General features: G+C 53.6%; 5 protein-coding genes, 1 tRNA gene and 3 rRNA genes. 2 read left to right on the top strand and 7 right to left on the bottom strand.

Annotated features, from left to right (window positions below; genetic code table 11):
* Positions 1-78 precede the first annotated feature (78 nt).
* The 5 genes from metA to HV334_RS01270 all read right to left on the bottom strand — a co-directional run bounded on the left by metA (position 79) and on the right by HV334_RS01270 (position 6,560).
* Positions 79-1,008 carry a homoserine O-succinyltransferase gene (metA, locus tag HV334_RS01290; protein ID WP_016155321.1) on the bottom strand — a complete coding sequence of 310 codons (930 nt, stop codon included), beginning with the start codon at positions 1,006-1,008 and terminating at the stop codon, positions 79-81.
* Positions 1,009-1,517: 509 nt separating this feature from the next.
* Positions 1,518-1,633: ribosomal RNA gene (rrf, locus tag HV334_RS01285) — 5S ribosomal RNA — on the bottom strand.
* A gap of 97 nt (positions 1,634-1,730) precedes the next feature.
* Positions 1,731-4,637: ribosomal RNA gene (locus HV334_RS01280) — 23S ribosomal RNA — on the bottom strand.
* Positions 4,638-4,857: 220 nt separating this feature from the next.
* Positions 4,858-4,933 (bottom strand) — tRNA-Glu (locus HV334_RS01275).
* Between the two features lie 85 nt (positions 4,934-5,018).
* Positions 5,019-6,560: ribosomal RNA gene (locus tag HV334_RS01270) — 16S ribosomal RNA — on the bottom strand.
* The 16S, 23S and 5S rRNA genes sit together here with 1 tRNA gene alongside, the layout of an rRNA operon.
* 619 nt (positions 6,561-7,179) lie before the next feature.
* Here HV334_RS01270 and purH point away from each other — a divergent pair.
* Positions 7,180-8,769 carry a bifunctional phosphoribosylaminoimidazolecarboxamide formyltransferase/IMP cyclohydrolase gene (gene purH / locus HV334_RS01265; protein WP_181221079.1) on the top strand — a complete coding sequence of 530 codons (1,590 nt, stop codon included), beginning with the start codon at positions 7,180-7,182 and terminating at the stop codon, positions 8,767-8,769.
* Between the two features lie 15 nt (positions 8,770-8,784).
* Complete coding sequence (purD, locus tag HV334_RS01260) at positions 8,785-10,074, top strand: phosphoribosylamine--glycine ligase (RefSeq protein ID WP_115191111.1); 1,290 nt, start codon at positions 8,785-8,787, stop codon at positions 10,072-10,074.
* On the opposite strand, the gene zraR is transcribed toward purD, so the two are convergent.
* Both zraR and zraS read right to left on the bottom strand, forming a co-directional pair.
* Complete coding sequence (gene zraR / locus HV334_RS01255; RefSeq protein WP_181221077.1) at positions 10,071-11,396, bottom strand: sigma-54-dependent response regulator transcription factor ZraR; 1,326 nt, start codon at positions 11,394-11,396, stop codon at positions 10,071-10,073. The genes purD and zraR overlap by 4 nt on opposite strands.
* A 5-nt stretch (positions 11,397-11,401) precedes the next feature.
* Positions 11,402-12,787, bottom strand: a complete 1,386-nt coding sequence (zraS, locus tag HV334_RS01250) for a two-component system sensor histidine kinase ZraS (protein ID WP_075849254.1) — start codon at positions 12,785-12,787, stop codon at positions 11,402-11,404.
* Between the last annotated feature and the right edge of the window lie 81 nt (positions 12,788-12,868).

Raw genomic sequence — 12,868 nt, 5'->3', positions numbered from 1 at the left:
GTTTCGGAAATAAAAAAGGCACCCGAAGGTGCCTGATTCAACATGCTGAAACGCTTAAGGATCGTCTGTTACAGAAGATTAATCCAGCGTTGGATTCATGTGACGCAGATCATATGGCGTGATCTGGTAAACGTAATAGTTGAGCCAGTTGGTAAACAACAGATTGCCGTGGCTACGCCAGGTTGCCCGCGGTTTATTTTGCGGGTCATCTTTTGGGAAGTAGTTATAGGGCACTTCCGGCGTTAAGCCGGCTTCGACGTCACGAAAATATTCACTGCCGAGTGTATGGGCGTCATACTCAGGATGGCCCGTTACGAAGGCGATACGTTTATCTTTGCTGGCAAACAGGTAGGCATCTCCCTCTTCTGTTTCGGCAAAAATCTCGAGATCGGTGTAGTCCCTGATAAGGGCAGCAGGAAAATCGGCATAGCGCGAATGCGGGGCCAGGAACGCATCATCAAATCCACGCGTCAGCAGCGCATGAGGATGAAGAATATGGTGCTCATAGACGCCTGAGAGTTTATCCGTACGGGTTTGCTTGGGAATTCCGTACAGGATATTCAATGCGGCTTGCACCGCCCAACAGACAAAGAGCGTCGATGTAACATGATCTTTCGCCCATTCAAGCACTTGTTTAATCTGCGGCCAGTAAGCCACGTCATTAAATTCAACCAGACCCAACGGCGCGCCGGTCACGATCAGTCCATCAAAGTTCTGATCGCAGATATCCTCGAAATTACAGTAAAAGTTATTCAGATGCTCCGTAGGGGTGTTGCGTGACTCGCGGGCATCAATGCGCAATAGCTGAACATCTACCTGCAACGGTGAGTTAGAGAGTAAACGCAGGAACTGGTTTTCCGTTTCAATCTTCTTGGGCATCAGGTTGAGGATGAGCACCTTCAGTGGACGAATTTCCTGACCGGAAGCGCGAGATGACGTCATCACAAAGACGTTTTCCTCACGCAAGAAATTGACGGCGGGTAGCTCGTCCTGCACGCGAATTGGCATAACCTGATAACCTCACTACATACGTTTAAACGTTTAGACATCCAGATAGCTGAAGATACCCAGGAATCATGCGAATGTCGAGCCTGCATCCTCAAGTTGAGAAAGTTTCACGGCTCCTTGCTGTAGATTAGTGCAGTAAAGAAAAAAGGAGAATGCTATTCGTCGTTCGCGTAACAGGCAATGTGCTGCCGGGAGAGCCAGGTGCGCTGCGCTTCTCAGGCCTGAACACCGGTTACAACATGATGGGCTGGATAAAACGGTACGCTGCATCCGGCAGTTCTCATTCCCTGCAGACGCAAAAAAGCCCATCCGGCAGGATGGGCTTCTTCACTTATTTGATGCCTGGCAGTTTATGGCGGGCGTCCTGCCCGCCACCCTCCGGGCCGTTGCTGCGCAACGTTCAAATCCGCTCCCGGCGGATTTGTCCTCCTCAGGAGAGCACTCACCGACAGACCACAGATAAAACAAAAGGCCCGGTCTTTCGACCGGGCCTTTCGCTTTTATTTGATGCCTGGCAGTTCCCTACTCTCGCATGGGGAGACCCCACACTACCATCGGCGCTACGGCGTTTCACTTCTGAGTTCGGCATGGGGTCAGGTGGGACCACCGCGCTACAGCCGCCAGGCAAATTCTGTTTATCAACACACCTCTCGGTCTGTCGATGTAATCTGTAATCAAGCTGAATTTCGATGTCTCATCCGCCAAAACATCTTCGGCGTTGTAAGGTTAAGCCTCACGGTTCATTAGTATCGGTTAGCTCAACGTATCGCTACGCTTACACACCCGACCTATCAACGTCGTCGTCTTCAACGTTCCTTCAGGACCCTTAAAGGGTCAGGGAGAACTCATCTCGGGGCAAGTTTCGTGCTTAGATGCTTTCAGCACTTATCTCTTCCGCATTTAGCTACCGGGCAATGCCATTGGCATGACAACCCGAACACCAGTGATGCGTCCACTCCGGTCCTCTCGTACTAGGAGCAGCCCCCCTCAATTCTCCAGCGCCCACGGCAGATAGGGACCGAACTGTCTCACGACGTTCTAAACCCAGCTCGCGTACCACTTTAAATGGCGAACAGCCATACCCTTGGGACCTACTTCAGCCCCAGGATGTGATGAGCCGACATCGAGGTGCCAAACACCGCCGTCGATATGAACTCTTGGGCGGTATCAGCCTGTTATCCCCGGAGTACCTTTTATCCGTTGAGCGATGGCCCTTCCATTCAGAACCACCGGATCACTAAGACCTGCTTTCGCACCTGCTCGAGCCGTCACTCTCGCAGTCAAGCTAGCTTATGCCTTTGCACTAACCTCCTGATGTCCGACCAGGATTAGCTAACCTTCGTGCTCCTCCGTTACTCTTTAGGAGGAGACCGCCCCAGTCAAACTACCCACCAGACACTGTCCGCAACCCGGATTACGGGTCTACGTTAGAACACCAGCCATTAAAGGGTGGTATTTCAAGGTTGGCTCCATGCAGACTGGCGTCCACACTTCAAAGCCTCCCACCTATCCTACACATCAAGGACCAGTGTTCAGTGTCAAGCTATAGTAAAGGTTCACGGGGTCTTTCCGTCTTGCCGCGGGTACACTGCATCTTCACAGCGAGTTCAATTTCACTGAGTCTCGGGTGGAGACAGCCTGGCCATCATTACGCCATTCGTGCAGGTCGGAACTTACCCGACAAGGAATTTCGCTACCTTAGGACCGTTATAGTTACGGCCGCCGTTTACCGGGGCTTCGATCAAGAGCTTCTCCTTACGGATAACCCCATCAATTAACCTTCCGGCACCGGGCAGGCGTCACACCGTATACGTCCACTTTCGTGTTTGCACAGTGCTGTGTTTTTAATAAACAGTTGCAGCCAGCTGGTATCTTCGACTGATTTCAGCTCCATGAGTAAATCACTTCACCTACATATCAGCGTGCCTTCTCCCGAAGTTACGGCACCATTTTGCCTAGTTCCTTCACCCGAGTTCTCTCAAGCGCCTTGGTATTCTCTACCTGACCACCTGTGTCGGTTTGGGGTACGATTTTGTGTTACCTGATGCTTAGAGGCTTTTCCTGGAAGCAGGGCATTTGTTACTTCAGCACCGTAGTGCCTCGTCATCACACCTCAGCGTTAACAAGACTCCGGATTTACCTGGAATCTCCGCCTACATGCTTAAACCGGGACAACCGTCGCCCGGCTAACATAGCCTTCTCCGTCCCCCCTTCGCAGTAACACCAAGTACAGGAATATTAACCTGTTTCCCATCGACTACGCCTTTCGGCCTCGCCTTAGGGGTCGACTCACCCTGCCCCGATTAACGTTGGACAGGAACCCTTGGTCTTCCGGCGTGCGGGTTTTTCACCCGCATTATCGTTACTTATGTCAGCATTCGCACTTCTGATACCTCCAGCATGCCTCACAGCACACCTTCAACGGCTTACAGAACGCTCCCCTACCCAACAACACATAGTGTCGCTGCCGCAGCTTCGGTGCATGGTTTAGCCCCGTTACATCTTCCGCGCAGGCCGACTCGACCAGTGAGCTATTACGCTTTCTTTAAATGATGGCTGCTTCTAAGCCAACATCCTGGCTGTCTGTGCCTTCCCACATCGTTTCCCACTTAACCATGACTTTGGGACCTTAGCTGGCGGTCTGGGTTGTTTCCCTCTTCACGACGGACGTTAGCACCCGCCGTGTGTCTCCCGTGATAACATTCTTCGGTATTCGCAGTTTGCATCGGGTTGGTAAGTCGGGATGACCCCCTAGCCGAAACAGTGCTCTACCCCCGAAGATGAGTTCACGAGGCGCTACCTAAATAGCTTTCGGGGAGAACCAGCTATCTCCCGGTTTGATTGGCCTTTCACCCCCAGCCACAAGTCATCCGCTAATTTTTCAACATTAGTCGGTTCGGTCCTCCAGTTAGTGTTACCCAACCTTCAACCTGCCCATGGCTAGATCACCGGGTTTCGGGTCTATACCCTGCAACTTAACGCCCAGTTAAGACTCGGTTTCCCTTCGGCTCCCCTATTCGGTTAACCTTGCTACAGAATATAAGTCGCTGACCCATTATACAAAAGGTACGCAGTCACCCCATAAAGAGGCTCCCACTGCTTGTACGTACACGGTTTCAGGTTCTTTTTCACTCCCCTCGCCGGGGTTCTTTTCGCCTTTCCCTCACGGTACTGGTTCACTATCGGTCAGTCAGGAGTATTTAGCCTTGGAGGATGGTCCCCCCATATTCAGACAGGATACCACGTGTCCCGCCCTACTCTTCGAGTTCACAACACATGCACTTTTGTGTACGGGACTATCACCCTGTATCGCCGGACTTTCCAGACCGTTCCACTACCACACATGCTGATTCAGACTCTGGGCTGCTCCCCGTTCGCTCGCCGCTACTGGGGGAATCTCGGTTGATTTCTTTTCCTCGGGGTACTTAGATGTTTCAGTTCCCCCGGTTCGCTTCATTACGCTATGTATTCACGTAATGATAGTGTGACGAATCACACTGGGTTTCCCCATTCGGAAATCGCCGGTTATAACGGTTCATATCACCTTACCGACGCTTATCGCAGATTAGCACGTCCTTCATCGCCTCTGACTGCCAGGGCATCCACCGTGTACGCTTAGTCGCTTAACCTCACAACCCGAAGATGTTTCGTAAAACACTTCAGTGTTGCGAAAATTTGAGAGACTCGAACACACCGCTTTTCATTTCTTGTTTACGGAGAAATGAAACAGTGTGTCGTTTCAATTTTCAGCTTGTTCCAGATTTTTAAAGAGCAAATATCTCAAACGAGACTCGAAAGTCTGTTTTGAGATACTTCGGTCGGCGACTTTCACTCACACATACCAGCAAGTGGCGTCCCCTAGGGGATTCGAACCCCTGTTACCGCCGTGAAAGGGCGGTGTCCTGGGCCTCTAGACGAAGGGGACACTGAAGTCTCAATCGCAAGACGCCTTGCTATTTACTTTTCATCAGACAATCTGTGTGAGCACTACAAAGGTCGGTTCTTTAAGGTAAGGAGGTGATCCAACCGCAGGTTCCCCTACGGTTACCTTGTTACGACTTCACCCCAGTCATGAATCACAAAGTGGTAAGCGCCCTCCCGAAGGTTAAGCTACCTACTTCTTTTGCAACCCACTCCCATGGTGTGACGGGCGGTGTGTACAAGGCCCGGGAACGTATTCACCGTGGCATTCTGATCCACGATTACTAGCGATTCCGACTTCATGGAGTCGAGTTGCAGACTCCAATCCGGACTACGACATACTTTATGAGGTCCGCTTGCTCTCGCGAGGTCGCTTCTCTTTGTATATGCCATTGTAGCACGTGTGTAGCCCTACTCGTAAGGGCCATGATGACTTGACGTCATCCCCACCTTCCTCCAGTTTATCACTGGCAGTCTCCTTTGAGTTCCCGACCGAATCGCTGGCAACAAAGGATAAGGGTTGCGCTCGTTGCGGGACTTAACCCAACATTTCACAACACGAGCTGACGACAGCCATGCAGCACCTGTCTCAGAGTTCCCGAAGGCACCAAAGCATCTCTGCTAAGTTCTCTGGATGTCAAGAGTAGGTAAGGTTCTTCGCGTTGCATCGAATTAAACCACATGCTCCACCGCTTGTGCGGGCCCCCGTCAATTCATTTGAGTTTTAACCTTGCGGCCGTACTCCCCAGGCGGTCGACTTAACGCGTTAGCTCCGGAAGCCACGCCTCAAGGGCACAACCTCCAAGTCGACATCGTTTACGGCGTGGACTACCAGGGTATCTAATCCTGTTTGCTCCCCACGCTTTCGCACCTGAGCGTCAGTCTTTGTCCAGGGGGCCGCCTTCGCCACCGGTATTCCTCCAGATCTCTACGCATTTCACCGCTACACCTGGAATTCTACCCCCCTCTACAAGACTCTAGCCTGCCAGTTTCGGATGCAGTTCCCAGGTTGAGCCCGGGGATTTCACATCCGACTTGACAGACCGCCTGCGTGCGCTTTACGCCCAGTAATTCCGATTAACGCTTGCACCCTCCGTATTACCGCGGCTGCTGGCACGGAGTTAGCCGGTGCTTCTTCTGCGAGTAACGTCAATTGCTGCGGTTATTAACCACAACACCTTCCTCCTCGCTGAAAGTACTTTACAACCCGAAGGCCTTCTTCATACACGCGGCATGGCTGCATCAGGCTTGCGCCCATTGTGCAATATTCCCCACTGCTGCCTCCCGTAGGAGTCTGGACCGTGTCTCAGTTCCAGTGTGGCTGGTCATCCTCTCAGACCAGCTAGGGATCGTCGCCTAGGTGAGCCGTTACCCCACCTACTAGCTAATCCCATCTGGGCACATCCGATGGCAAGAGGCCCGAAGGTCCCCCTCTTTGGTCTTGCGACGTTATGCGGTATTAGCTACCGTTTCCAGTAGTTATCCCCCTCCATCGGGCAGTTTCCCAGACATTACTCACCCGTCCGCCACTCGTCACCCAAGGAGCAAGCTCCTCTGTGCTACCGTTCGACTTGCATGTGTTAGGCCTGCCGCCAGCGTTCAATCTGAGCCATGATCAAACTCTTCAATTTAAGTTTGATGCTCGTGAATTAAACTTCGTAATGAATTACGTGTTCACTCAGAGACTTGGTATTCATTTTTCGTCTTGCGACGTTAAGAATCCGTATCTTCGAGTGCCCACACAGATTGTCTGATAAATTGTTAAAGAGCAGGTGCGACGCGCTTTAGCGCTCTGTCGCGAGGTGGCGTATATTACGCTTTCCTCTTTCAGAGTCAACCCTCATTTTCAGGTTTTTCTCTTCAACCGAACCGGCTGTTTGTGTGAAGTGATTCACATCCGCCGTGTCGATGGAGGCGCATTATAGGGAGTTTCCCGCGGCCCGCAACCCTTAAATTACAGAAAAATGACTGACCGCTGCATTCCACAGCAAAACCCCGCCTTATACCCATTTACACACAGAGTTATCCACAAACCACGCGATCGTTTGTGCACTTCTCTGTTTATATGAGCATCCTTCAACGGAAAAAGAAGAGGTCAAAATCGAAAATTAAAAATTCGCGAGCGTTGCGCAAACGTTTTCGTTACAATGCCCCCGCACAACAAGGATGCCCCGTAAGGGGCGTTAGCTGAGTTTTTAGCCAAGAATTCACCTAACGCTCTCTGTAATAGTCAAATCCAGGGGATTTACCATGCAACAACGTCGTCCAGTCCGCCGCGCTCTGCTCAGTGTTTCTGACAAGGCCGGTATCATCGAATTCGCTCAGGCACTTTCCGCACGCGGTGTGGAGCTGCTGTCTACAGGTGGCACTGCGCGCCTGTTAGCTGAGAAAGGTCTGCCAGTGACCGAAGTTTCCGATTACACCGGCTTCCCGGAAATGATGGATGGACGCGTAAAGACCCTGCATCCGAAAGTCCATGGCGGCATTCTTGGTCGTCGCGGTCAGGACGACGGGATTATGGAACAGCACGGCATCGCACCTATCGACATGGTGGTTGTTAACCTGTACCCGTTCGCCGAGACCGTTGCCCGTGAAGGCTGCTCGCTGGAAGATGCGGTAGAAAACATTGATATCGGCGGCCCGACGATGGTGCGTTCCGCTGCCAAAAACCATAAAGATGTGGCTATCGTTGTGAAGAGCAGCGACTACGCCGCCATTATTAAAGAGATGGATGCCAACGACAGTTCTCTGACCCTCGACACGCGTTTCGACCTCGCGATTAAAGCCTTCGAACACACCGCCGCTTACGACAGCATGATCGCCAACTACTTCGGTAGCATGGTTCCGGCCTACCACGGCGAAAGCAAAGAAGCCGCCGGTCGCTTTCCACGTACACTGAACCTGAACTTCATTAAGAAGCAGGATATGCGCTACGGCGAGAACAGCCACCAACAGGCTGCCTTCTATATAGAAGAGAATGTTAAAGAAGCGTCCGTTGCCACCGCACAGCAGGTACAGGGCAAAGCACTTTCCTACAACAACATCGCCGATACCGATGCGGCGCTGGAGTGCGTAAAAGAATTCAACGAGCCAGCCTGTGTGATCGTCAAACACGCTAACCCGTGCGGCGTGGCTGTCAGTACCTCTATTCTCGATGCTTACGACCGCGCCTATAAAACCGACCCGACCTCCGCGTTCGGCGGCATCATCGCCTTCAACCGCGAACTGGATGCCGAAACTGCTCAAGCCATCATTTCCCGTCAGTTCGTGGAAGTGATCATCGCGCCATCCGCAACCGAAGACGCACTGAAAATCACCGCCGCCAAACAGAACGTCCGCGTGCTGACCTGCGGTCAGTGGGCACAACGTGTGCCGGGCCTGGACTTCAAACGCGTTAACGGCGGTCTGCTGGTTCAGGATCGTGACCTGGGTATGGTGAGCGAAGGTGAACTGCGCGTAGTTTCCAAACGTCAGCCGACCGAACAGGAACTGCGCGATGCGCTGTTCTGCTGGAAAGTAGCTAAGTTTGTAAAATCCAACGCCATTGTTTACGCCAAAGAGAACATGACTATCGGCATAGGCGCAGGCCAGATGAGCCGCGTATATTCCGCAAAAATCGCCGGGATTAAAGCCGCCGACGAAGGTCTGGAAGTTCAAGGTTCCTCTATGGCATCCGACGCCTTCTTCCCGTTCCGCGATGGGATTGATGCCGCCGCCGCCGCCGGTGTGACCTGCGTGATCCAGCCGGGCGGTTCTATCCGTGATGATGAAGTCATTGCTGCCGCCGACGAGCACGGCATAGCGATGGTGTTCACCGACATGCGCCACTTCCGCCATTAATCCACGGAGCAGACGATGAAAGTATTAGTGATTGGCAACGGCGGGCGCGAACACGCGCTGGCCTGGAAAGCGGCGCAGTCGCCAAAAGTCGAAACGGTATTTGTCGCACCAGGCAACGCGGGCACCGCGCTGGAACCTGCGCTGCAAAACGTGGCAATCGGCGTGACCGATATTCCGGCGCTGCTGAGCTTTGCCCAAAATGAGAAGATCGATCTGACCATCGTTGGCCCAGAAGCGCCTCTGGTAATTGGCGTGGTCGATGCGTTTCGCGCTGCCGGTCTGAAAATCTTCGGCCCAACCGAAGGTGCAGCACAGTTGGAAGGCTCCAAAGCCTTCACCAAAGATTTCCTTGCCCGTCATAACATTCCGACGGCGGAGTATCAGAACTTCACCGAGATTGAGCCTGCGCTGGCCTATCTGCGTGAGAAAGGCGCGCCGATCGTTATCAAGGCCGACGGCCTGGCCGCCGGTAAAGGCGTTATCGTCGCGATGACGCTGGAGGAAGCCGAAGCCGCCGTTCATGACATGCTGGCAGGTAACGCTTTTGGCGATGCGGGCCACCGTATCGTTATCGAAGAGTTCCTTGACGGTGAAGAAGCGAGCTTTATCGTGATGGTTGACGGCGAGCACGTGCTGCCAATGGCCACCAGCCAGGACCACAAACGCGTGGGCAACGGCGATACCGGTCCGAACACCGGCGGTATGGGCGCTTACTCACCGGCACCGGTGGTGACTGACGACGTTCATCAGCGCACCATGGAACGCATCATCTGGCCAACCGTAAAAGGCATGGCAGCGGAAGGGAACACTTACACCGGTTTCCTGTACGCAGGTCTGATGATCGACAAACAGGGCAACCCGAAGGTTATCGAGTTCAACTGCCGCTTCGGCGATCCGGAAACCCAGCCGATTATGCTGCGTATGAAATCGGATCTGGTGGAGCTGTGCCTTGCCGCCTGTGATGGCAAGCTGGATGAGAAAACCTCTGAGTGGGACGAACGCGCCTCTTTGGGCGTAGTGATTGCCGCAGGGGGTTATCCGGGCAACTACAATACTGGCGATGAGATCCACGGCCTGCCGCTGGAAGAAGCCGCTGACGGTAAAGTGTTCCACGCGGGCACCAAACTGTCTGCTGACGATCGCGTGCTGACCAACGGCGGTCGCGTCCTGTGCGCCACCGCGCTGGGCAACACCGTTGCTGAGGCGCAGCAGCGTGCCTACGCCCTGATGACCGACATCCGTTGGGACGGCAGCTTCAGCCGTAACGACATCGGCTGGCGCGCCATCGAACGTGAGCAAAACTAACGGCTGAGCTTAGCCAGCAGCGTTTTGCGCGTAATACCTAACTGACGGGCGGCTTCGGTTTTATTACCGCCCGTTTTTTCCAGCGCCGCCAGAATCACTTCTTTTTCGACATCCACCAGCGGTTGGATCTCGCCACTGTATTCCGTTTTTATCGGTGTCGCGGCAATCGCCATCGGCAGCTCGCGTTCGGAAATATATTCCCCCGTTAGCAGCACCACCGAACGCTCAATCGCATTTTCCAGCTCACGGATATTGCCCGGCCAGTCATAGTGGATCAGCAGATCCATCGCCTGCGGAGTAAAGCCTTTCACCGCTTTTCGATTACGTGTGGCAAAACGCTGGAGAAAATGTTCGGCCAGCAGCGGAATATCTTCCCGACGCTGGCGCAGCGCTGGCATTTCAATAGTGATGACGTTCAGGCGATAGTAGAGATCCTGACGAAAGTGCCCGGCGTTCACTTCCTCCGCCAGATCGCGATGTGTGGCAGCGATCAGCCGGACATCAACCGCAATAGTCTGGTTGCTGCCAACCCGTTGCACTTCTCGCTCCTGGATTGCCCGCAGCAGACGCACCTGCATTAGCGGTGAGATATCGCCAATTTCATCAAGAAATAACGTGCCGCCTTCGGCTTCCACAAAGCGCCCTTCCCGCCGCTTATCCGCACCGGTAAACGCGCCTTTCTCATGACCAAAAAGTTCGGACTCCAGCAGCGATTCATTAAGCGACGCACAGTTCAGCGTCACCAGCGGTTTATCACAGCGGGCACTGCTGGCATGCAGCGCCCGGGCCACCAGCTCTTTCCCCGTACCGGAGTCTCCGTTAATGAGCACCGTTGCATCCGAGGGCGCAACCATCGCGATTTCATTGATCAACTGCTGCATCGCCGGACTGCTGCCAATCATGCCAAACTGCGCAGCCGACCCTGACGGCAGTTCAGCGCCCGTTTCCCGCGTATGCGCCAGCGCCTTTTCCAGCGTCTCCTGCAGGCGATCAAAATCCAGCGGCTTGATTAAGTAGTCCAGCGCCCCGGTTTTCAGCGCCTCAACGGCGGTCTCCACGCTGGAGAACGCCGTCATGATCAATACCGGAATCGCCGAATTCAACGCTTTAATCTCTTTCAGCGTTGCGATGCCGTCCATCTCCGCCATACGCACATCGCACAGCACTAAATCAAATACGCGTTCACGCACCTGTTCCAGTGCCGCTTGCCCGCTATAGGCCAGCGCGACCTCATAACCCCAGCCGCGCAGCAGCGCCTGTAAAATGGTGCAGTGGCTGATATCGTCATCTACCACCAGAATATTGATTTTTCCGCGCGTCATCCTTGTTAATCCTGTTGTTTCGCGTTGGTCGGCAGCCAGAGGGTAAAGGTTGCGCCTTTGCCCTCAACGCTTGCCACATGAATGGTACCACCGTGCTGTTCAATTATGTTCTGCACTACCGCCAGCCCAAGGCCGGTTCCATCCGCTTTAGTCGTGAAGTAAGGCGTAAAAATGGCCTCCAGCTGTTCCGCGGCAATCCCTTTCCCGCTATCAATAACCACGATTTTAACGCGATCGCCGCTGCTTTCACTCGCTTCAACCGTAATCGTGCCCTGACGACCAATCGCATGAATGGCGTTCAGATACAGATTCAACAGAACCTGAGTCAGTCGGTCGGGATCGGCCTGAATAGCGGGCAGCGTGGAACTGGCCGAAAAACGTAGCTGGATTTCCCGGCTTGCCGCATCCTGACTCACCAGGTTTAATGAGTGGGTGATGACCTCATTGAGATCCACCTGTTGCAGCGTCAGATGCGCAGGTTTCACCAGCTCCAGCAGCTCGCTCACCACCCGATTTAAACGGTCCGCCTCTTTCGCCATCACCTGCGCCAGCTCATGCGACTCACCACCAGCCGGAGTTCGTTCAGCAAAATACTTCGCTAAACCCTTGATCGATGAAAGCGGGTTTCGAATCTCATGCGCGACCCCGGCCGCCAGATGTCCGAGCGCCATCAGTTTTTCTTTACGCTTCATCGCATCCTGCAGTTCTTTGTACGAGCGCTGATAGCGTTGATACCAGAAGAACGTCAGCACAGTGGCCAGCAGCACGGCCGCCAGCGCAGACAGGACGATCAGGGTGTTACGCCACTCTCTTGCCTGAGTCGCAGCCAGATCGCTGGCATCAAAAGCGATAAATATGGTTTGTGCGGGGGGGATAAGCTGTCCGTCATTGCTGGCGCAGCGCGCCATGCCATGACGTCCTGGACCATACATCGGCTGAAACTGACGATAAATTTCCAGGACCGGTGTTTTTTCACCGTCCCCCGTAGGCATGTCAATATTCCGCCAGCTTTCTTGTTCCCCGGGGCTTAGTTGTCGCAGGACATCCGGTGAATAGAGCGTTTTACCGACCATCGCGGAATTGCTGTGAGTAATAATGACGCCATGATCGTCAACGACGGCAAACCATAGCACGCCTGGTTGTACGGCCATTTCCTCCAGCAGCGTCTGCTGTTGAGCATGATGCATGCGCATCCCCATACCTACGCGCGTACCAGACTCCAGAGCGCGGATGAGCACGCTGCCTTTTTCCAGTAGCGTTTGCCGCGCGGCGCCGCTTTCCCGCCCATAGTCCCGAATGGTCATAATCGAAAACCAACCGACCAAAATCAGGATTGCCGCCAGCAAGAGTCGGCTCAACCACTTGGCCGCCGTGTCCTTATAAAGACGCATACGCTCTCCCTTTATCCCACCTGTTCCTTTCATCGTTGCAGGTATACAGCAGAAATCATGCCATTTTTTCTCAATGATAAC

The sequence above is a fragment of the Citrobacter sp. RHBSTW-00944 genome, from assembly GCF_013615435.1.
GTDB classification, from domain to species: Bacteria; Pseudomonadota; Gammaproteobacteria; order Enterobacterales; family Enterobacteriaceae; genus Citrobacter; species Citrobacter braakii.
This window is presented reverse-complemented; position numbering and strand designations above follow the sequence as displayed.